General features: G+C 62.5%; 20 protein-coding genes and 1 riboswitch. Of the genes, 13 read left to right on the plus strand and 7 right to left on the minus strand.

The window, feature by feature from the left end; all coding sequences use genetic code 11:
- The coding region (locus tag AC0L2X_RS07715) for a co-chaperone GroES (RefSeq protein WP_133254887.1) at positions 1 to 213 on the minus strand (213 nt) is incomplete at its 3' end.
- Positions 214 to 431: 218 nt separating this feature from the next.
- Between AC0L2X_RS07715 and AC0L2X_RS07720 the strand changes: the two genes are divergently transcribed.
- Positions 432 to 1367 (plus strand): bifunctional helix-turn-helix transcriptional regulator/GNAT family N-acetyltransferase, encoded by a 936-nt coding sequence (locus tag AC0L2X_RS07720; protein ID WP_352567565.1) that lies wholly within the window; start codon positions 432 to 434, stop codon positions 1365 to 1367.
- 40 nt (positions 1368 to 1407) lie between these two features.
- Here AC0L2X_RS07720 and AC0L2X_RS07725 read toward each other — a convergent pair whose 3' ends face one another.
- Positions 1408 to 2796 carry an FAD-binding oxidoreductase gene (locus AC0L2X_RS07725; RefSeq protein ID WP_473561934.1) on the minus strand — a complete coding sequence of 463 codons (1389 nt, stop codon included), beginning with the start codon at positions 2794 to 2796 and terminating at the stop codon, positions 1408 to 1410.
- A 146-nt stretch (positions 2797 to 2942) separates the two neighbouring features.
- Here AC0L2X_RS07725 and AC0L2X_RS07730 point away from each other — a divergent pair, with 146 nt between their 5' ends.
- From AC0L2X_RS07730 to AC0L2X_RS07750, 5 genes are all read left to right on the plus strand, one after another.
- A complete protein-coding gene (locus AC0L2X_RS07730; RefSeq protein WP_473561971.1) occupies positions 2943 to 3854 on the plus strand; it encodes a LysR substrate-binding domain-containing protein in 912 nt (303 codons plus the stop codon).
- Positions 3855 to 4010: 156 nt separating this feature from the next.
- Positions 4011 to 4490 carry a MarR family winged helix-turn-helix transcriptional regulator gene (locus AC0L2X_RS07735; protein WP_352493422.1) on the plus strand — a complete coding sequence of 160 codons (480 nt, stop codon included), beginning with the start codon at positions 4011 to 4013 and terminating at the stop codon, positions 4488 to 4490.
- A complete protein-coding gene (locus tag AC0L2X_RS07740; protein ID WP_473561936.1) occupies positions 4487 to 5665 on the plus strand; it encodes an HlyD family secretion protein in 1179 nt (392 codons plus the stop codon). Before AC0L2X_RS07735 ends, AC0L2X_RS07740 begins: the two co-directional genes overlap by 4 nt.
- Before the next feature lie 302 nt (positions 5666 to 5967).
- The gene (locus AC0L2X_RS07745) at positions 5968 to 7503 is read left to right on the plus strand and encodes a DHA2 family efflux MFS transporter permease subunit (RefSeq protein WP_292653931.1); all 1536 of its coding nucleotides are present in this window, start codon (positions 5968 to 5970) and stop codon (positions 7501 to 7503) included.
- A gap of 173 nt (positions 7504 to 7676) precedes the next feature.
- On the plus strand, positions 7677 to 10364 hold the full coding sequence (locus tag AC0L2X_RS07750) for an EAL domain-containing protein (protein WP_473561938.1): 2688 nt from the start codon (positions 7677 to 7679) through the stop codon (positions 10362 to 10364).
- A gap of 44 nt (positions 10365 to 10408) precedes the next feature.
- On the opposite strand, the gene AC0L2X_RS07755 is transcribed toward AC0L2X_RS07750, so the two are convergent.
- Positions 10409 to 10927, minus strand: coding sequence for a CAP domain-containing protein (locus AC0L2X_RS07755; RefSeq protein WP_473561940.1), 519 nt, complete (start codon positions 10925 to 10927; stop codon positions 10409 to 10411).
- A 200-nt stretch (positions 10928 to 11127) separates the two neighbouring features.
- The gene (locus AC0L2X_RS07760; RefSeq protein ID WP_473561942.1) at positions 11128 to 11967 is read right to left on the minus strand and encodes a hypothetical protein; all 840 of its coding nucleotides are present in this window, start codon (positions 11965 to 11967) and stop codon (positions 11128 to 11130) included.
- A gap of 437 nt (positions 11968 to 12404) precedes the next feature.
- Here AC0L2X_RS07760 and mgtE point away from each other — a divergent pair, with 437 nt between their 5' ends.
- Complete coding sequence (gene mgtE, locus AC0L2X_RS07765) at positions 12405 to 13823, plus strand: magnesium transporter (protein WP_473561944.1); 1419 nt, start codon at positions 12405 to 12407, stop codon at positions 13821 to 13823.
- 139 nt (positions 13824 to 13962) lie between these two features.
- Entirely contained in the window at positions 13963 to 14349 is a 387-nt protein-coding gene (locus AC0L2X_RS07770; RefSeq protein WP_023676566.1) for a MerR family transcriptional regulator, read from the plus strand.
- A 19-nt stretch (positions 14350 to 14368) separates the two neighbouring features.
- On the opposite strand, the gene AC0L2X_RS07775 is transcribed toward AC0L2X_RS07770, so the two are convergent.
- Positions 14369 to 14875, minus strand: a complete 507-nt coding sequence (locus AC0L2X_RS07775) for a methyltransferase family protein (protein WP_352454650.1) — start codon at positions 14873 to 14875, stop codon at positions 14369 to 14371.
- A 16-nt stretch (positions 14876 to 14891) separates the two neighbouring features.
- Positions 14892 to 15890, minus strand: coding sequence for a heparan-alpha-glucosaminide N-acetyltransferase (locus AC0L2X_RS07780; protein ID WP_473561946.1), 999 nt, complete (start codon positions 15888 to 15890; stop codon positions 14892 to 14894).
- Between the two features lie 246 nt (positions 15891 to 16136).
- On the opposite strand from AC0L2X_RS07780, the gene AC0L2X_RS07785 reads away from it, so the two are divergent.
- On the plus strand, positions 16137 to 17336 hold the full coding sequence (locus tag AC0L2X_RS07785; protein WP_473561948.1) for an MFS transporter: 1200 nt from the start codon (positions 16137 to 16139) through the stop codon (positions 17334 to 17336).
- On the opposite strand, the gene AC0L2X_RS07790 is transcribed toward AC0L2X_RS07785, so the two are convergent.
- On the minus strand, positions 17315 to 18508 hold the full coding sequence (locus tag AC0L2X_RS07790; protein WP_473561949.1) for an aromatic ring-hydroxylating oxygenase subunit alpha: 1194 nt from the start codon (positions 18506 to 18508) through the stop codon (positions 17315 to 17317). The genes AC0L2X_RS07785 and AC0L2X_RS07790 overlap by 22 nt on opposite strands.
- Before the next feature lie 141 nt (positions 18509 to 18649).
- Positions 18650 to 18846: riboswitch (cobalamin riboswitch) on the plus strand.
- A gap of 36 nt (positions 18847 to 18882) precedes the next feature.
- On the opposite strand from AC0L2X_RS07790, the gene AC0L2X_RS07795 reads away from it, so the two are divergent.
- From AC0L2X_RS07795 to cobO, 4 genes are read left to right on the plus strand one after another with little or no spacing between them, the layout of a single operon-like run.
- Positions 18883 to 19062: a CbtB domain-containing protein gene (locus AC0L2X_RS07795; RefSeq protein ID WP_023720718.1), complete on the plus strand. Its 180-nt coding sequence runs from the start codon at positions 18883 to 18885 to the stop codon at positions 19060 to 19062.
- 15 nt (positions 19063 to 19077) lie between these two features.
- A complete protein-coding gene (locus tag AC0L2X_RS07800; RefSeq protein ID WP_473561951.1) occupies positions 19078 to 19860 on the plus strand; it encodes a CbtA family protein in 783 nt (260 codons plus the stop codon).
- Positions 19853 to 20374, plus strand: a complete 522-nt coding sequence (cobU, locus tag AC0L2X_RS07805) for a bifunctional adenosylcobinamide kinase/adenosylcobinamide-phosphate guanylyltransferase (protein WP_473561953.1) — start codon at positions 19853 to 19855, stop codon at positions 20372 to 20374. The genes AC0L2X_RS07800 and cobU overlap by 8 nt, the downstream gene beginning before the upstream one ends.
- Position 20375: 1 nt before the next feature.
- Complete coding sequence (cobO, locus tag AC0L2X_RS07810) at positions 20376 to 21008, plus strand: cob(I)yrinic acid a,c-diamide adenosyltransferase (RefSeq protein ID WP_473561955.1); 633 nt, start codon at positions 20376 to 20378, stop codon at positions 21006 to 21008.
- Positions 21009 to 21431 lie beyond the last annotated feature (423 nt).

A 21431-nucleotide genomic window follows, 5' to 3' on the forward strand; every position in this document is an offset into this window, starting at 1 on the left:
GCCGAACAGGATGCGGTCGCCGGCCTTGACGTCCAGCGGGACGAGCTTGCCGGCTTCGTCGCGGGCGCCGGAACCGACGGCGATGATCTCGCCTTCCTGCGGCTTTTCCTTAGCCGTATCGGGGATGATGATCCCGCCCGCGGTCTTGGATTCGGATTCGACCCGACGAACGACCACGCGGTCATGAAGCGGGCGGAACTTCGACTTTGCCATTTTTTATTCCTCGATGAGAATGGTGAGAACAGTTCCTCCGTCCGGCGGCGCCGGACATGTGGTTAGCACTCATCTTGGGGGAGTGCTAACGTGGCGCTGAAATAGGCTGGCAGCTCGCGTGAGTCAAGGCGGCCGCTGGGCATAATCAGGACAATTGCTTCAAACAGGATCCTTGACTAAGTCAACTAAATCGCTGATCTTGCCGGGAGGAGGATGCCATGACCATTCATCGTCACCCAGGCAAGGAGCGGATCGACGCGGTGCGGGCCTTCAACCGCTTCTATACCCGCCAGATCGGGCTGCTCGACGAAGGGCTGCTGAAAAGCACCTTCTCGCTGACCGAGGCGCGGGTGCTCTATGAGCTGGCGCATCGCGATGGCCTGACCGCCACCGACCTTGCGCGCGACCTCGGCCTCGATGCCGGTTATCTCAGCCGGCTGCTGAAGAAGTTCGAGGAGCGTAATCTGGTCGAGCGCGCCACGATCGAGGCGGATGCGCGGCGCTCGTCGATCGCGCTGACCAAGGCCGGGCGGCAGGCCTTCGCACCGCTGAACCAGGGTTCGCACGACCAAGTTGCGGCCTTGCTCGACCGGCTTTCGGTTGCCGAACAGGACAGGCTGGTCAAGGCCATGCAGACGGTGCAGCGCCTGCTGGACGGGACAGCCGAACCCAAGATTCCCTACACGCTGCGGCCTCTGCAGGTCGGCGACATCGGCTGGATCATCCATCGCCAGGGCCTGCTCTACGCGCAGGAATATGGCTGGGACGAAACCTATGAAGCGCTGGTCGCCGAAATCCTCGGTGCCTTCGTCAAATCCTTCGATCCGAAATGGGAACGCAGCTGGATCGCCGAGCGGGAAGGAGAGGTGGTCGGCTCGGTCTTCGTCGTGCGCCAGTCGGACGAGGTGGCGAAGTTGCGCCTGCTCTATGTCGAGCCGTCGGCGCGCGGGCTCGGCATCGGCAAGCGGCTGGTCGAGGAATGTGTCGGCTTTTGCCGCGCCAAGGGTTACAGCACACTGACGCTGTGGACCAACGACGTGCTCGTCGCCGCCCGCCACATCTATGAGGCTGCGGGCTTTAAATTGACCAACGAGGAGCGCCACCATTCCTTCGGCAAGGATCTGGTCGGCCAGAACTGGGATTTGGAGTTGTAGCAGCGCTGCAGAATTTCGGGCATCGGCCTGCGGCGGTCGCTCAGGTCGTAGGCTTGATGTTTTGGTTCAAGCGAAAGAAATTGGTAGGATCATACTTGTTTTTTAGTGCGGTCAACCTCGGATAATTCTCGCCGTAAGCTGCCAGAACCCGATCAGTGCCCTCTTCGCCTAGATTATTGGCATAGACGCCGCCGGTCGAGAACGGTCTCATTGCATCCCACAGGTCACGCGCCCATCGGATGTGCGTTTCGTCGTCAGACGGATTGTCCCAGATCGATATCGGGAAGCAATCGTAAAGTGCATCCCGGTTGGCGTAGGGCGTTCCGTCCATCGGTACTCGCGAGATGGCGCCGCCAACCTGCTGCAGGACCAGAAGCGATTCGCTGGGTGCAGTCATGTAAGCCGCAAGCATGGTATCGATCGCCTGATCTGTGATTTCGCGCATGAACTGCGCCTTCCAGTAGTAGCGCCGACCGCGCGGAAAGAGGCTGTCCGCGGCCGATTGGATTTGAAGATAGGGGGCAGGAGCAATCCGGCGCTCAACCGGCGTGCCATACTCTCTCAGAGGTTGAATGATTTGCTGGCCCTCGTCGAGTGGGCCGATGTAGCACGCCGAAATGCTGAAGAAGCGTTCGCCCGAGGGCGCCGTCACAAGTGCTGCATCCAGGCTCAGCTCATCCGGGGCGCCGCTCGAGAACGCACGGTAGAACCGCATCGCTTCGCGTGCCTCTTCGTACCGGTATAGCATCGATCCCGCGATGAGGAGCGGACCCACCGGATGGAGCTTGTATTCGAAAGTCGTGACTATTCCGAAATTGCCGCCGCCGCCCCGAATGCCCCAGAACAAATCTGCATTTTCGGCCGCGCTTGCCGTGAGCAACCGGCCGTCCGCCGTCACGATTTCGACAGCGACAAGGTTGTCGCAGCTCAGCCCATGTTTGCGGCCAAGCTTGCCGAACCCGCCGCCGAGTGTCAGTCCGGCTATGCCGGTACCTGCGTTGACACCCATGGTCGTCGCAAGACCATGGACCTGCGTGGCTGCGTCGAACTCGCCCAGGTTCAAGCCGGCTTCTGCGCGAGCAACACGGCGGATCGGGTCGACTTCGATCCGCTTCATGCGTGACACATCGATCACCACGCCGCCGTCGCATACCGAACTGCCGGCGACGTTATGACCACCGCCGCGGACGGCGGCGAGGAAGCCTTGCGATCGGGCGAAGTTGACGGCCGTGACGACATCGCTGGATTCGGCGCAATAGAAGACAGCCGCCGGCCTCTTATCGACCATCCCATTCCAAACTCTGCGCGCCTGGTCATAGCCAGGGTCGTCCGGAAGGATCAGATCGCCGCGAATCGCCTGCCTGAGCCGGGCGATATCTGGCGCCTGCAACGCCGGCTCGGAACCGTCTATAAGCTTGAACATGCTCATCGAGGGATACCCTTCGTGATCCGGCACGGTTGGACAGGCCGCTTTCGCTCACCGGCATGTGTCGGATCTTAATGATCTCATGCGGCGCCATTCGCTGCAAAATCGAATATCTCAGTCGCTGGATGAGCTAAATTCATCTAAACTGCCTGCATGAGAAACTTCCGCCGCTCGGGTCGCTTCGCGCCTTCGAAGCCGCTGCCAGGCTGATGAGCTTCAGGAAGGCTGCGACGGAACTCGGAGTGACGCCAACGGCCATCAGCCACCAGATTCGATTGCTGGAGGAGGTCTGTGGGCAACTGCTGTTCCGGCGGCGCCCACGACCGCTCGTGCTCACAGGGGTGGGCGAACGGCTGTTCCCGGTAATTTGCAGCGGCTTCGACGCTTTCGCTGCGGCCATAGCGTCAGCCTCGGCCGGTGTTGGCCAACGCCCGTTGCGCGTGACGAGCCCAAATGCATTTGCCAGCCGATGGCTGGTTCCGCGCCTGTCGAAGTGGCGCGAACAGCATCCGAACATTCCACTGGAGATCATCGGGACAGACGCCGTTCTGGACCTGCGAGCCGGTGACGCCGACGTCGCGATCCGCTATGCGCGCAGGATGCCGCGGGATGTTCCCGCGCAGGAAATTTTTCGGGACGCATTCTTTCCGGTATGCAGCCCGGAGCTGTTCGCAGGAGGCGACCGACAGATCGAGCGCGCCGCCGATCTGCTGCAATACCCGCTCATCCATTTCAATTGGACGAACCGCGACCCGGAAGCGCCGACTTGGCAGCGATGGCTGGCGATCGCACGCTCGATCGATCCCAGCATCCCCAATGCCAACCAGGCATGGGACCTAAGCTTCCGCGAAGAGCTGCACGCGATCGACGCGGTCGCGGCAGGCCAAGGCATCGCTATCTGCAGCGATGTGGTCGTCGGTGGCGAACTCGAGGCCGGCAGGCTGGTCAAGGCACATGATCTCTCTCTGCCAGGCTATGGCTTTTACCTTGCCTGCGTAGCCAATCACCCCCGACAAGTGCATATCGAAGCCTTTTCCGCCTGGATGAGATCGATAGCCTGAGCATCTGAACGCCGATCTTCTGCATACTCGTCACAAGCGCTCGGCGTAATAAATTGCTAACCACGATCGCCCTGCACTGACTGCCATGCACACTTGCCGGCTTCTGGCACAATCCGGCTCCTTGAATTATGAGCATGCTTATTATATATGTCGCTCATGGTTTCCGACGGCATCGACAGATTGGGCTTTTTGATCCACGACGTGCAGCGCCTGATGCGCAAGCGCTTCGAGGCGCGCGCCAGTGGTTTCGGCCTTTCTTCGGCGCAATGGCGGCTTCTGGTACGTGTCGCCAAGGAGGCGGGTGTCGCGCAGGCGCGGCTTGCCGAGCTTCTCGAAATCGAGCCGATCAGCGTCTCGCGTCTTGTCGATCGCATGGAGGAGGGCGGCTGGATCGAGCGCCGTCCCGACGCAACCGACAGGCGAGTGCGCATGATTTTCCCGACCGCCAAGGCGAACGCGGCCTACGCCCACGTCAAGAGCCTTGCCGGCGAGGTTTACGAGGAATCGCTCGTTGGCGTTTCGCCGGAAGATCGCCGCGTCCTGGTCAGGGCGCTGGAGACAATGGTGCAGAATCTTGCAGATGGTGAGACGCCGCCCTCGGACAAAGTGAAGAATACGGAAGGCGCAGCAGCATGAACGCGGTAGCCAAACTAGATGAGAATGCGGCCAAGCTGGAGATGGAAGCTCCCGCCAAGCCGGCGGCAGCTCCGGTAACGGTGGCTCCGCAGGTAGCTCCAGCGCCGGTGGCGCCGAAGAAGAAGCGCCGTGCCGGCCGCTTCCTTTTGATGTTTGTGCTGCCCGCTGCGTTGATCGCCGGCGGCAGCTATGTCTGGGTGACCGGCGGCCGCTATCAGGAGACCGAGAACGCCAATCTGCAGCAGGCCAAGGTGTCGATAGCCGCCGATACGGCCGGCCGCATCGTTCAGGTCGACATTTTCGACAACCAGTCTGTCAAGCAGGGCGACGTGTTGTTCGCCATCGATCCCGAGCCCTACCGGATCGCATTGGCCCAGGCCGACGCGGCGGTGGCCGGTGCGCGGCTCAATGTCGAGCAGCTGCGTGCGGCCTACAGCCAGGCGCTGGCGCAGGAGAAGTCCGACGAAAGCCAGGTCCAGTACGCGCAGTCGCAATATGACCGCGCCGCCGACCTTGCCCAGAAGGGCATCAACGCCAAGTCGTCGCTGGACGAAGCCAAGAACGACCTCGACAAGGCGAAGCAGCAGCTGGCCGTGGCCCAGCAAGGGATCGTCAGCGCCAAGGCGGCACTTGGCGGCAATCCCGACATCGAGACCGACAAGCATCCAACTGTAATGGCGGCGCTCGCCGCACGCGACAAGGCGGCCTACGATCTGGTCCAGACCACGGTCAAGGCGCCTGCCGACGGCATCATCAGCCAGGCCGCTTCGTTCAAGGTCGGCCAGTATGTCGGTTCGGGCACGCCGCTGTTTTCGCTGGTCGAGACCGGCGACACCTGGGTCGACGCCAATTTCAAGGAAACCCAGCTCACCAACATGAAGCCAGGCCAGAAGGCCGAAATCATGGTCGATACCTATCCGGGCAAGACGTTCGAAGCCACCGTCAAGGCGATCGGCGCCGGCACCGGGGCCGAGTTCTCGCTGCTGCCCGCGCAGAACGCCACCGGCAACTGGGTCAAGGTCACGCAGCGCATTCCGGTCCGCCTGGAATTGACCGATGCCGACGCCAAGACGGCGCTGCGCACCGGCATGAGCGCGACGGTCACGGTGGACACCGGCGTTTCCCGCGGGCTGCCGAGCATTTTCCACAGCGCCACGGCAGGCGAGGCCAAGTAAAGAGGCCTGGTAGCGGCCGCATAGCAAACAGCGAGATGGATGCAGGATTGGTCCGAGGGAGACGCAGGAAAAGTTGAATGCGTAGACGGGCTGCGCTGTAGCCCGCCTGAGCAGACACCGCCGCGCAGGATCTTCGGTCCTCAGGTTTCCGGGCGGCAGGCCCGCTTTGTCGAGACGCTCAGTCGATGTAACCCCCACATCGATGCTCGCGTCCCACCGCGATGAGGGTCTCTCTACAGCGGGGCCTCGCCGTCCGGAAACCTAATGTACACGTTTTTGTTACCTGCTGGAAGTTTTACGTCATGAGCAGCCCAGAACCCTTTCGCGAAGTGCCGCACCGCGGCCTGATCACAGTTGCGCTCATGCTGGCGACGATCATGCAGGCGCTCGACACGACGATCGCCAACGTTGCGCTGCCGACCATGACCGGCGATCTCGGCGCCTCCCCCGACAACATCAACTGGGTGCTGACCTCCTACATCGTTGCCGCCGCGATCATGACGCCGGTGACCGGCTGGCTGGCCGACCGCTTCGGTCGCAAGGAGCTGTTCCTGACGGCCGTGGTCGGCTTTACCGTCTTCTCCATGCTGTGCGGCATCGCCTGGAGCCTTGAGACCATCGTTTTGTTCCGGCTCATGCAAGGCGTATTCGGCGCGGCCATCGTGCCGCTGTCGCAGACCTTCCTGCTCGACATCAACCCTAGGGAACGCCACGGCCAGGCCATGGCCATCTGGGGCGCCGGCATCATGCTGGGACCGATCCTTGGCCCGACGCTGGGTGGCTGGCTGACCGAGAATTTCAACTGGCGCTGGGTGTTCTTCATCAATCTGCCGGTCGGCATCATCGCCTTCCTCGGCATGGCCGCATATCTTCCCAGCGTTGCCCGGCGGGTGCGCAGCTTCGATTTCTTCGGCTTCACCATGCTCTCGCTCGGTGTCGGCGCGCTGCAGCTGATGCTCGATCGCGGCGGTGAGGTCGACTGGTTTTCCTCGATCGAGATATGGATCGAGCTTGGTCTTTCCATCACCGGTTTCTGGGTGTTCACCATTCACACGTTGACGGCGGAGCACCCCTTTATCGACCCCAAGATTTTCCTCGATCGCAATTTCGTCACCGGGCTGGCGTTCATCTTTGTCATGGGCGTGCTCATCCTGGCGAGCATGTCGCTGCTGCCGCCCATGCTGTCGACCATCTTCGGTTATCCGACCCTCACCATAGGCATCGTCTTGGGCCCGCGCGGTGTCGGCACGATGATTGCGATGCTGTTCGTCGGGCGGATCATGCACAGGATCGATGCCAGGATTCTCGTCGTCATCGGCTTCCTGCTGACCGCGCAGTCGCTCTACACCATGTCCAGCTTCTCGCCGCAGATGGACAACTGGCTTATCCTCAGCTCCGGCGTCATCCAGGGCCTTGGGATGGGAATGGTGTTCGTGCCGCTGTCCACCGTGGCTTTCGCTACGCTCGACGCACGCTTCCGCACCGATGCCACGGCGTTGTTCAGCCTGGTGCGCAATCTTGGCTCGTCGATCGGTGTGTCGGTGGTGACGGTTCTGCTGGTGCGTAACACGCAGATCAACCACGCCGAGCTCTCGGCCTATGTCAATCCGTTCAATCCCAACCTCTGGGCGGCATCGCCGGCAGCGGCGGGCGGCGATCCGACGGCGCTGTCGCTGATGGATCGCATGGTCAATATCCAGGCGATGATGATCTCCTACGTCAATGACTTCAAGCTGCTGATGATGATGACACTGCTTGCTGTCCCGTTTGTTTTCCTGCTGCGCAAGCCAAAGGCTGCGCCGCCCGCCGGTGGGGCGCCTGCCGCGCATATGGACTAAGCCTCACAGCTCCGGCACCGCGACCGGCTCACGGGTTCCGTTGCCTGTGCCGGTCGCGTCGGCGTTGAGCAAGGTTCACCTGCCATTAGTATATCCGGACCAATATGCACTCGCTTTTGGGTTGAAAGCGAGCCTCCATTGCTTGCTTCAAGCATCAGCGGGAGGAATTGTGTTTGGCCACGAAATCATCCAGGCAAACCGCCGAAGCGCCTGAATCCGCCAATTTGACGACGCTGGCAAAACTGGCGACTGCCTCATATGAGGCCCTCGAGCGCGAGCTTCGCGCCACGATTGCGGCGCTTCAGGACCAGGCACTGCGGTTCCAGACCGCGATCGAGAACATCTCGCAAGGCATCTGCTTTTTTGATGCCGATGAACGGCTGATCCTGTGCAACCGACGCTATGCGGAAATCTATCGCCTTGCACCGGAGCAATTGCAGCCGGGTGCGGCGCTACGCGAAATCGTCGAGCGGCGCGTCGTTGTCGGAACCTCGGCAATGAATGCGGACGCTTATCTGGCGTTGGCGCGGGCGGTCAATTCGGGCACGGCTTCGGGAAACTGGACAGCCGAGCTCGCCGATGGCCGGACAATTCAGGTCTGCCATCAACCGATGCCTGACGGCGGCTGGGTGGCCACGCACGAGGACATCAGCGAGCTCAGCGCCAATCGCCTGGTCGTCGACGAGCGTATCTCGCTGCAGACGCTGATCGACCTGGTGCCTGACTACATGTGGGTGAAGGACACCGAAAGCCGCTTCGTCGTCGCCAACCGAGCCATTGCGTCCGACAGCGGTCGGGACAGCACGAGCGACATGATCGGTCTGAGCGACTTCGACCTTCACGCGCCGGATCTTGCGCAAAAATTTCGCTCCATCGAGCAGCAACTGATGCGTGATGGACAACCGATGATCGACGAGGAGGAGTTCGTCGTCGATGCGTCAGGCACCGGCAAATGGTTCCTGTCGACGAAGCTGCCGTTGCGCAACGTTCAAAACAACATTTTCGGCCTCGTCGGCATTGCCCGCGACATCACTGCGCGCAAGCAGGCCGAAATCCTTCGCGACGGGCAGGCGCATATCCTCGAGATGATTGCAAAGAGCGCTCCCCTCGAAGACGTGCTCGAGCGGCTCATGCGTCTGGTCGAGTCCCAACTGGCGGGGATATTCGGTTCGGTCTTGCTGCTCGACAAGGATGGCACCCACTTGCGCCACGCCGCCGCGCCGAGCCTGCCGAGAGACTACACCGACGCCGTCGACGGCGCCGCGATCGGCCCTCGGGCAGGGTCTTGCGGAACCGCTGTCTATCGGCGCGAGCCGGTGATTGTCGCTGACATCATGCACGATCCGCTTTGGCAGGATTATCGCGAACTCGCGCGGCCGCACGGTTTGCGTTCATGCTGGTCGACCCCGATCCTGTCGCATCAGGGCGCCGTGCTTGGCGTCTTTGCGATGTATTCGATGACGGTGCGCGGACCGACCGAGGCCGAGACCCGCCTCATCGATTTCACGACGCGCATCGCCGGGATCGCCATCGAACGCAAACAGGCCGAAGACCGCATCCACTTCATGGCCAACCATGACGTGTTGACCGGGCTTCCCAATCGCGCCTTGCTGGAGGATCGGCTTTCGCAGGCGGTCCTGTACGCCCAGCGATACGATCGCTGGGTGACGGTGGTGTTCATCGATCTGGACAATTTCAAATTCGTCAACGACACGCTCGGCCACAATGCCGGCGACGAGCTTCTGAAGATCGTCGCAAGTCGCATGGTCGACTGCGTCCGGGCGACCGATACCGTCGTGCGGCTTGGCGGCGACGAATTCGTCGTCGTGCTGTTCGACCAGCCGGCGAACGTCGATCTCGTCTCCGAGACCTTGCAAAAGCTCAGGGCTGCACTCGCCGAGCCGGTTCAGCTCGGAGCGCATCTTGTACGGGCGACGGCCAGCATCGGCATTGCCAACTATCCCAAGGATGGGACGGATCCCGATACGCTGCTGGCAAATGCCGACGCGGCCATGTATCGCGCCAAGGAGTTCGGCCGCGACAATTTCCAGTTTTACGCTCCGGAGTTCAACACCAGGGCGCATGAAAAATTCGTACTTCAGGAAGAGTTGCGAAACGCCTTGGCGCGTTCGGAATTCACGCTGCTCTACCAGCCGCAGGTGGACCTTCGGTCAGGTCGGGTTTTTGCGGTCGAGGCGTTGATACGCTGGAACCATCCAACGCTTGGCACGGTAATGCCGACGACGTTCATCCCGACCGCCGAGGAGACTGGTCTGATCGTACCGATCGGCGACTGGGTTCTACATGAGGCGTGCCGGCAGAACAAAGCCTGGCAAGACGCAGGACTGCCGCCCTTGACCGTTTGCGTGAATGTGTCGGCGCGGCAATTCAGGGAACGCAACCTGATCGATCGCATCGTCAGCGCGCTGAAGGACAGCGGCCTGGAGGCGAGATATCTCGAGCTGGAGGTGACCGAGAGCCTTATCATGCAGGATATCGAGCTCGCGGTCGCGACCATGAACGCCCTGCAAAGCCTGGGCGTCCAGATCTCGATCGATGATTTCGGCACCGGCTATTCCAGCCTCAGTGCACTCAAGACCTTCCCCGTGGCGCGGCTGAAGATCGACAAGTCCTTCATCAAGGATCTCGCCGCCGACGAGAACGACCAGGCTGTGGCCAGCGCGGTGATTTCATTGGGGCAAAATCTCAACCTGAGGGTCATTGCCGAAGGCGTTGAGACGGATGATCAGGTGGCCTTCCTGCGCAGGAACAATTGCGACGAAATGCAGGGCTATCATTTCAGCAGACCGGTTTGTGCGCAGGACATAGAGGAATTGCTCGGCCGCGGCCGCAAAGACTGACGGATCGGTCGCCCGACAGGCTTCCGCCGACCACATGGCGGAAGTTATCTGCCGAGCACAAGGCACCAGTAGCGAAGTGTGCTGTCGCGGCCGTCGCTTACATAGGCGAGGCCGAAGCGGGTGAAGCGCGGGTCGAGCATGTTGCGGCGGTGGCCTGGCGAATGCACCCAGATATCGAACAGCTTCTGCTGGTCGAAGCGGCCTTCGGCGATGTTTTCGGCGGCCGCGCCGGCAATGTCATTGTCTTTGACGCGCGAGGCAAAGTCCTTGCCCCAGCCGGTTGTGTGGTTCATGCGGCCGCCGCGCGCCATGTAGCCGGCCTGCTGGAGCGCCGCCTGCTCGAGCTGCGCATCGGCGACAAGCGGCCCGAGACCCGCCGAAGCGCGGATGCCGGCCAGCGTGCCGGCGGCGGAGGCAGAGACACCGGCGCCTTCGCCGGTAGGCAGCACTGCGGTTGCGCAGGCGGTGAGCCCGGTAAGGGCGCCAAGACCGGCAGCTCTGAGCAGCACGCGCCTGTTTAGGCCAGGTTGGGCCTCATGATTTTCGATTTTCATAACGGTCATGCCCGCCTGACATAACCGCGATCATGGCTTTTGCCGGGCAGGGGACTAACCGCTGCGGATAAGTTTGCAGTTGGACAATAATGGCCAGCCGGGCGATCCCGGTATTTAGCGTTGCTTCGGCGAGTCAATACTGAGCCTGCGCTTGCGCGCCGTCCCTCTCGACAAGACCAACAGTTGGACGCGATCGAGCGCAGGCGGGTTCAGTTGGGGCTGGTTGCGGCGGTGAACCCGCACTGCTTCTGTTCCATATCGATCTGCTTCGTGATGCGAATGGCGTTCTGTGCATAGGCCTCCGTCACGGAGCCACTATTCACGGTCTTGTCCTTCAGCGGACTCACGCCTGCGCAGAGGTGGAAAACATGCGGCTCGGCGGACTTCGCGGCTCCGTTTTCGGGCGCGATCCAGTAAACGACATCCTGACCGGCGGGGTGGCTCGCGTCCCGCGTCGCCGCCGCCACCGCGGCCGTGTCCGCCGCGATCGCCTGCGCCTGAGCGGCGACATCGGGCGAACAGGCGGTGGTCGGCTGCCCCGACTTGATCTGGGCTGCGCACGTGTTCATATCCTGAGTGTACTGTTCGACCGACGGGGGTTTGAAACTGATCCCCGTAACCGTCGCGAGCACAGCCAGCGCAGCGCCGACGCCGCCGGCAATCTTCTTGGTCCGCGGATCCATGTTTTTGTCGGTGAGGATCAGGAAAACCAGTGGGAGGAAGGCAATCAGCGTGGTGATTGCGCCGAGCTGGTTTTGGAAGAAGAACCTGGCCGCGTCGGATGCGCGGGCCGGATCATGCCTGTTGGCCGCCTTCCACAGCAAGTTGCCGGCGATTGCGAAAATCGCGATGCCGACCAGAAGGCCGATGATCAGCGGCAGGTGTGCCTGGTCGAACTTGTTCTGGCGAAGCAGCATAATCCCGTAGATCTCGCCGCCAATGGCGACGATCCACGAGAGTGCGGCGAAGAGGCGAAGACGCGTGGCGGAGGATTTCTGGCCCTGCGTCGCTTGCCAATCCTTGGTAACGTCTGGCTTGTTGTCGGTCATTGACCAGATCCCCTGATATCGACACTTCTGCCGGCGGCGTCAGACCAGAAGCCCAACCGTCCTGCGCAGCGTCATTGAACGAGCGTTACCTGCCTTGGCGACACGGCGAAAATGTGAGCGCCACGGCAGGCCTCATCTCCATTCATAATTCATATTGCGCATGAGTGAGGCTGGTAAACAGATATTTCCCCATAAACACCCTCCATTTATTAGCGATAATTATAGAGATACTTATCAACCTTGGGCAACCGGCAGCTCGCAAGGTGGTCCGAGATCCGTCCGTTGCGCACAGAGAGGCCGATTCTCAAGCGAATTATGTCGCCGCTCCATCTTTGTGTTCGACCAAGATCTTTTCGGAAAACCGGTTTCCACTTTTCAGGATCATGGTCTAGACCTGACAGGCACCTTATCCGGAAATCCGATGGCTGGAGGCGCTGGTGGAAGGCCAGGACGAACATATGACCGGCGCCAGGGCGGCCGAGGAGCGCCGCGCCGACATCTATGACGAGGACGGCGTCATCCTGTCGTCGTTCCTCGCCCAGATCGGTGCCGCGATCGCCGATCGCGATACACTGACGCTGAAGCGTGAAGTCGACGATCTGCACCAGTCGGAACTCGGTCACCTGCTCGAGGCCCTGCACCCGGAACAGCGGCGCGCGCTGGTCGAATTGCTGGGCAAGGATTTCGACTTTTCCGCGCTGACCGAGGTTGACGAGGCGATCCGCCGCGACATCGTCGACAATCTGCCCAATGCGCAGATCGCTCAAGGTGTGCAGGATCTCGATTCCGACGACGCGGTCTACATTCTCGAAGACCTCGACCAGGAGGACCAGGACGAGATCCTGTCGCAGCTGCCGTTCACCGAGCGGATCAGGCTGCGGCGCTCGCTCGATTATCCCGAAGAGACCGCCGGCCGCCGCATGCAGACGGAGTTCGTCGCGGTGCCGCCCTTCTGGACGATCGGCCAGACCATTGACTACATGCGCGAGGACAACAATCTTCCCGACCGTTTCAGCCAGATCTTCGTCATCGATCCGAGCTTCAAGCTGCTCGGCGCCATCGACCTCGACCAGATCCTGCGTACCAAGCGCTCGGTCAAGGTCGAAGAGGTCATGCATGAGACCAGGCATGCCATCCCGGCCACCATGGACCAGGAGGAGGCGGCGCGCGAATTCGAACAATACGATCTTCTGTCTGCCGCCGTCGTCGACGAGAACGAGCGGCTGGTCGGCGTGCTGACCATCGACGACGTCGTCGACGTCATCCAGCAGGAGGCCGAGGAAGATCTGCTGCGCATGGGCGGCGTCGGCGACGAAGAACTCTCGGACAGCATCTTTTCGACCTCGCGCTCGCGCGTGCCCTGGCTGCTGGTCAATCTTTTGACAGCTTTCCTGGCTGCCTCGGTGATCGGCCTGTTCGACCGCACCATCGAGCATATCGTGGCGCTGGCGGTGCTGATGCCGATCGTCGCCGGCATGGGCGGCAATGCCGGCTCGCAGACCATGACGGTCACGGTGCGGGCGCTGGCGACCCGGGACCTCGACATCTACAATGCCGGCCGCATCATCCGCCGCGAAATCGGGGTGGGCTTCATCAACGGCATCATCTTTGCCATCCTGATCGGCCTCGTGGCTGCTGCCTGGTTCCACGATCGCAATCTCGGCGGCATCATTGCGGCTGCAATGATCATCAACATGTTCGTGGCAGCTCTGGCGGGCATCCTTATCCCGCTGCTGCTCGACCGCTTCAAGATCGACCCGGCCGTGGCTTCGGCGGTTTTCGTCACCACGGTCACCGATGTCGTCGGTTTCTTTGCCTTTCTCGGGCTCGCCACATGGTGGTTCGGCGTAAGCTGAACGGCACCTCAATTGACTTTTACGTAAATGTCGTGCGAGGCTTTGGAAGGTGCCTTGTCCGCCGATTCTGGTGCGCGCCTGGGCGCCTTGGGCGCCGGCCAGTTGGAACTTGCGGCGTGGCCGGGGCATTGGAGTGACGATGCGGGAATATTATTCGATCACGGAGCTGACCCGCGAATTCGACGTGTCGACGCGGACGTTGCGCTTCTACGAGGACGAAGGGCTGGTGCAGCCGGTAAGGCGCGGCCGCACCCGGCTGTTCCGCCCGTCGGACCGGCATCTCATCCGCCAGATCATGCGGGGAAAAAGGCTCGGCTTCTCGATCAACGAGATCCGCGAGATCATCCAGATGTACAGGGAGCCGCCCGGCGAGGTCGGCCAGCTCAAGCTGATGATCAAGCGCATCGAGGAAAAGCGCGAGGATTTGCGCCAAAAACGCCGCGACCTCGAAGAGACCCTGGCCGAGCTCGACCAGGCCGAGGAATCCTGCGTCGAGCGGCTGGTGGAACTCGGCGTCACCACATAAGCGCGGTGTCAGCCCCGGCTCAAATCCAGCGCCGCACCCTTTTGGCGTAGTCCCGGTACTTCTTGCCGAATTTGGCCGTCAGCACTTTCTCCTCGCTCTCGATCGTCAGCTTCTGCGTCAGGAACGCCGCGATGACCGCCAGCGGCAGGAACCAGGCGATCCCAGTGACAAAGGCGAGGCTGACCAGCAGCAATGTGTTGGCGAGGTAGATCGGGTTGCGGCTGACGGCGAAGGGTCCGGTGGTCACCAGATGGTCAGGCACGCCGTTCGGGTTGAGCGTCGTCTTGGCGCGGATCATGGTGCGGATTGCCGTGAACCAGAGCGCGGCAACCGCCACCAACCCCACAAGGCCGGCGGCGAACAGGATGTCGCCGAGAAGATCGCCGATCCACGGCAGCGGATAGAACAGCCCCAGCGCGACGCTGACGATGATGGCGGCGATATAGATCAGCGGCGGCCATGGGATGTGCCCCAGCTTCGGCTGCCCAGGATTTTGCTGCACGGGTTTCGGGTGACTGTCGCTCATTATTGTCCTCCCTCGATTAGCGCGTTCCCGGTTCCGCCGCCTCGGTTTGGGCGGTGCAGGTTCCGGCGAGCTCGCCAATATGCGCCTTCCACTCCGGGGACTGGTCGTTGCTGTAGAGCCGGTCAAGCGAGGCTTCGCCCTGGAGAGTGTCCAGCATGCAGACACAATAGCTGGAGCAGAACTTGGTGTCGCGTGCCTGCTCGCAGGATATCTGGCAGGATTTCAGAAAACTCACCTCCCTGGTTTCGCCCTGCGCCGGCATGAATTGCGAAAACAGCCAGACCGAGCCGATCAGCACCGGCTGATGGATCAGATAGAAGGCAAGGCTGTGCCGGCCGATGAAGACCAGCGGATTTGCCCAGCGGCCGGGCGTCAGGGCCGATAGCCGCGTCAGCACGCCGGAGGTGGAGGCGAGCTTGATAACCGCGATGCCGGCAAGTACGGCGCCGAACCAGGGCAGCAGCGGAACGTAGTCATTGGAGCGCGGGTTGGTCGCCGACAGGCCGACCCACCATAAAGCTGGATGATCGAAAAGCTCGGATCGCAGGTAGAAAGGCGCGGCAATGACGAGGGCCGCCACGGTAAGCGTCAGCAGCGCCGGCAACCGCAGGAACGCCAGGCCGAGCAGGCTGGCGAGCGCGATCTCGTGCAATATGCCGAAGAAGATGAAGCCGTCGGGCGTGGCGATGCGGGTGACCAGCGATATTGCGAGCGCTGCCCCGGCAACCATGGCGAAGCGCTTCCAGAAGCCGGTCCAGCGGATTTTTTTGCCATGGGCGAGATAGAGGCTGATGCCGACCAGGAACAGGAAGCTCGAGGCGATGCAGCGCGCATAGATTTTCCACCAGCCGAAGGCGGTGAGGCCGGGATCGGTGTAGCCGAAGAATTCGAGGTCCCAGGTGAAATGATAGCTCGCCATGGCAAGCAATGCGATGCCGCGTGCAATGTCGATGGCGGCGATGCGCTTCGACTTCGGTTGATCCTCAACGGCTGCGGTCGACGTGTCAGTGCTCATGGTCTCGCTGTCTTGGTTCAGCCCCGGCAAGACGACTATCACGGTTGCCACCGTCAAAAGAAGCAGGGCCTTGCGTCGCGTTGGCGCCGGTCAGCATCACGGCTGCTTTAGGCCAGAGCCGGAAAGCCTTTGGCCGGCTTCGCTTTTTGCCGTGAAGGCGTCGGTTTCCTGTTACCCGGCAAGGAATCGCCGCGGCAGATTTGTGCTCCAAACCCTGCTTCAGGCGATTCGGCTTCGGGAAAAGCAATGGCTACCCATGTGCGCCATCCGATCTGGCTCGCGGCCTTGCGGCCGGCGGATGCCCGCACCTTCGCCTCGCTTTATGCGGTCGAATCCTTCGCGCGCGCCACCGTATCCAGCGTCATCCCGATCCAGGCCTACGAGATCCTGCACAACGAGCAGATCGTTTCGATCCTCTACACGATCGTGGCGATGCTCGGCCTGTCGGCGACGCTGTTCATGCCGATGCTGATCGCCCGCTTTGCCCGGCGCTGGGTCTATACCGCCGGCGCCTGCCTGCTGGCCGCCGGCTCGCTGTTCTTCGTCACCCATACGCTGGCCGGCCAGGTGGTCGGCATGCTCTGCCGCGTCGTCGGCGCCGGCGCGCTGGCGATCACGCTCAACCTCTACATCATGGATCATATCCGCAAGACCGATTTCATGCAGGCCGAGTCGCTGCGCATGGCGTGGTCGATGTTTGCCTGGACCGCCGGGCCGACCCTCGGCATTTTCCTCTACACGCGTTTCGGCATCTATGCCGCGCATGGCGCGGTGGCCGTCTTCGCCATGGCCTTGCTGGCGCTGTTCTGGACTTACCGGCTTGGCGACAACCCGTCGATCCGCCCCGGCAAGACGCGGCCGGTCAATCCGCTGGCCAATATCGGCCGCTTCGTCGCGCAGCCAAGGCTGAGGCTGGCCTGGCTGATCGCCTTCGGCCGCTCCTGCTTCTGGACGACTTTCTTCGTCTATGGGCCGCTGTTCATGGTGATCACCGGCGAGGGCAAGCTCGCCGGCGGCCTCTTGGTTTCGGCCGGCAATGCGCTTTTGTTCATGGCCATCTTCTGGGGCAGGGCAGGAAAGCGTTTCGGCGGCCGGCGCACCATGACGTTCGCCTATTTCGCGATGTCGGCAACGCTGCTGGCGGCCGGCGCCGTCGGCGAGGCCGCACCGCTCGTCACCGGCGGGTTGCTGCTTTGCGGTGCCTTCTTCACCATCGCGCTCGATGCGCTGGGCTCGACTGCCTTCATGCGCTCGGTGCGCTCGTATGAGCGGGCACAGATGGCGGCGGTCTACCGCACCTATCTCGACTTTTCCGAGCTGACGCCGCCGCTGGTCTACTCGGTGGTGCTGGCGTTTTTCGGACTGGGCGCGGTTTTCGCGACGCTCGGCCTGCTGGCGGCGATCTGCGGCTTCGTCACCTGGCGCTATCTGCCCAAATCGCTTTGATGTTCAAGCGCCGCATGGCGCTCGCGCACCCAATTGTGGAAGCGGTGCAAATCATATTCCTCGGGCATCAACACGCCGGCCTTATGGCGCATCGAGCGGAGGCCCTTCTGGTTGACCTCGCAGATATCAGCGTCTTCCTCCAGCACCTGGGTGCCGAAGGCGACGATGTTGTCGATATCGGCGGCCGGATCGGCGAGCGCTTCGGGCGAAAAAAGCCATTCGGCGGTGAGTTCCGTCTGCTCCGGCCCAAGCGGCACCAGCCGCACGGTCCTGACATAGTCGACATGGCCGACGACGAACATCGACGGCAGGCTGGTGGCATAGGTCTGCCCGGCAGCACGTTCGGCCGGCGTCAGGCCGGAAAAGACCGAGCCGTGGACGCGCCCGTCGCGCGACCAGGTTTCGGCCCCGGCCCGCAAGCCGCCGGCAAATTCCGGCGCGTCATTGTCGGCATGGCGCGCCCATTCGGGGTCGTCATGGCGGCCCATCAGGCCGCGGCCATAGATCGGTACCAGCCGCGACAGGTCCTTGTGGACGCCGGGGCAGTGCAGGCACTCGTTGAAGTTTTCCCAAAAGATCTTCCAGTTGCAGTTCATCACCTTGCGCAGGACATGGCCGCTCAGCAGCGTTTCCAACGGCCAGTTGGCGAGGTTCCCGGATGCCGGATCGAAGGATGTTTCAGCCGAACCGGCAGCGTCTTCGGCGAGGTTGACGAAGACAAAACCGCGCCACACCGACAGCGCGACGCGGTAGAGCGGATGATCGGCCTTGTCGAAACCGTCCGGCAGCGATTTCGACGGCACGCGCACCAGATCGCCGCGCAGTGAATAGGACCAGGCGTGGTAGGGGCAGGTGATGAGCCGCGCCTTCAGCCGGCCCTCGCTCTGCTGGCAAAGCTGCGAGCCGCGATGCCGGCAGGTGTTGTGGAAGGCGCGCAATTCGCCGGCCTCGTCGCGCAGCACGACGACCTCCTGCGTGCCTATGCAAAACGTCCTGAAAGCCAGCGGCTGGGCAAGGTCGGCTTCGCGGCAGACGAGCAGCCAGTTGCGATACCAGATGGCCTCGAGATCGTTCTGATAGGCCGCGATGTCCCAATAGGCCGATGACGGCAGCGTCGGCTCGGCCCGCGTCAGGCCGTTGTAGGGACCGCGCTCATTCGGGCCGGGTTGCATGCCGGCTTCCTCCCCGTCCGCCAGCCGACACCCGGCCGCGAAAATTGTCAATCGCGGCGCCGGCCGGCCAGCTTGGCGAGGCGGGCGCATTCGCCACACGATCCGGCGGAATTTAGTTTGCCGGGCGCGGCGATTCTGCCTATAGTCGCTGATGTCGTCGGTTCCGTTTGGAACCAAGAGGGAATGCGGTGCGGGCAAGTTGTTTGCCCAATGCCGTGGCTGCCCCCGCAACTGTGTGCGGTAGTCCTCTCCATATGCCACTGAAGGTTCGCCTTCGGGAAGGTGGGGAAGGGCGCTGATCCGCGAGCCAGGAGACCTGCCGGCGACAGGAAACTGACTTCTATGCCCTCGGGTGGAGGGCGAAAGGACAAGACATGAATACCGCTTCCGTCTCGCTCGGCGCTTCCGTCTCCTCGCAGTCGCGTTTCATGCAGCTGGCGCTTGCTGCATTCCTCGGCATTTTCGTCATGGGCTTTGTCGGCTTCTCGCATATCGATGCGGTCCACAATGCCGCACACGACTATCGCCATTCGATGGGCTTTCCCTGCCACTAACAAGGGGCTGACATCATGACACTGTTTCGCAACGTCGTGTTCATCGCGGCGATCGGCGGGCTTGTGGCCGGCGTCGTTCTCGCCTGCATGCAGGCCTATGCCACGGTGCCGCTCATCCTGAAGGCGGAAGTCTACGAACAGGCCGGCGGCGGCCATGACCATGCCGCCGCACCTGCGGCACCGGCCGAAAACGCCGCAGGCACGACGGCTATGAGCAGCGCCGCGCCGGCACCGGTTGAAGCAATGGCTCCGGCTGAGGACGAAGGCTGGGCGCCGGCCGACGGCTTCGAGCGCTTCGGCTTCAGCGTCGTTGCCAATATCGTCACCGGCATCGGCTTCGCACTGGTCCTGGTTGCGGTTTCGGAATTCGCCGGCGGCATCGGCAATTGGCGCCAGGGCCTGTTCTGGGGGCTTGCCGGCTTTGCCGTGTTCACGCTGGCGCCGGGCCTCGGCCTGCCGCCGGAACTGCCGGCGATGCCGGCGGCCGACCTTGTCCAACGCCAGATATGGTGGTGGGCAACAGTGGTGGCGACCGCGGCCGGTCTCGGCCTTATCGTCTTCCGCAGATCGCTGCCGCTGGTGGTTCTTGCCGTGGCGTTGATCGTTGCGCCGCATATCGTCGGCGCGCCGCAGCCCGACAGTTTCGAGACGACGATCCCGGAAGGCCTGCACCACCAGTTCGTGGTGGCGGTGACGCTGACCAATCTGGTGTTCTGGCTGGTGCTCGGCGCGGTCGTCGGCGTGGTGCGCGGCCGCTTCACCGGCACGGCGACCAGTCTGCGCGACAGCTTTGCCTGACCGCGCTGCCGGGGCACTGACCCTGGTCATCGGCGGTGCGCGCTCCGGCAAGAGCGCGCATGCCGAGAGCCTGGTGAGCGCCTGTCCGACGCCTTGGAGCTATATCGCCACGGCGCAAGCCTATGACGAAGAGATGCGCCAGCGCATCGCGCTGCACCGCTCGCGGCGAGGCGAGGGCTGGACGACCATCGAGGCGCCGCTCGACCTTGCCGGCGCGATCGAGGTACTGCCTGACGGCCAGCCGGTGCTGATCGACTGCCTGACGCTGTGGCTGACCAACCATATGCTGGCCGACCATGATGTCGAGGCCGAATGCCGGAGGCTGGCCGATGTGCTGTCGCGGCCGCGCGGGCCGTGGTTCGTGGTGTCCAACGAGGTCGGCCAGGGCATCGTGCCGGACAATGCGCTGGCAAGACGGTTTCGCGACGCCGCCGGCCGGTTGAACCAGGAGGTCGCGGCCGTCGCGGACACCGTGCTTTTGATGGTGGCGGGGCTGCCGCTCAAGGTGAAATGACATGGCTGATGCTATCGATCCCAAGACCATTGAACAGGGGGACGAGGAACGCCACCGCGCCAAGATGGCCAAGCGCAAGGCGGTGCAGGATGCCGAGGTCGCGGCCAAGACGGTCGAGAAGGGGCTGCTGATCGTCAACACCGGACCGGGCAAGGGCAAGACCACGGCCGCCTTCGGTCTGGCGCTCAGAATGCTCGGCTACGGCAAGCGCGTCGGCGTCGTTCAGTTCATCAAGGGCAAATGGCACACCGGCGAGAAAGACGCGTTTGCTAGTTTTGGCGATCGTGTCGTCTGGCAGGCGATGGGCGAAGGCTTTACCTGGGAGACGCAGGACCTGAAACGCGACATCGCGGCGGCCGAGGCCGCCTGGGCGAAGGCGCTCGAGTTGATGGCCGACCCGTCGATCAGCCTCGTGGTGCTCGACGAGCTGAACATCGCCCTGCGTTACGACTATCTCGACCTCGAAAAGGTGGTCGCGGCACTGAAGGCGCGTCGCGAAGGCCTGCATGTCGTCGTCACCGGCCGCAACGCCAAGCCGGCATTGGTCGAGGCGGCCGATCTGGTCACCGAGATGGGCGTGACCAAGCACCACTTCTCCGCCGGCGTGAAGGCGCAGCAGGGGATCGAGTTCTGAGGGTTTGGCGATCGGGGAAGGGCGTTTCGGAGCAGGCGGCGCCGGCGAAGCTGCCGATCTCCCCCCTTGTGGGGGAGATGCCCGGCAGGGCAGAGGGGGGCACTGTCCCTCGGCCTATCAGTCGGAGACGACTACGTCGTCAGACCGCAGTTAGCAGGTGAACGGTCAAGAGGTTGGCGATCCTTCGCGCCCCCCCTCTGTCCTGCCGGACATCTCCCCCACGAGGGGGGAGATTGGATGGCGCCTCGGATTTCGCCAACTTCGAACGTCAAAGGCAGGGAATGAGAAGCGCAAAGCTGAAGCGATTATTTTGAGGCGTAGCCCTATTTTGTTCTTGCTTTGTACCGGCAGCTATGCTAATAGTTTGGGTATGGTGCTAATTGGCTCCAACGACCCTCCGCATGGCGGGTTTTCTGTTTGCGC

It is taken from the genome of Mesorhizobium sp. WSM4828, from assembly GCF_055811175.1.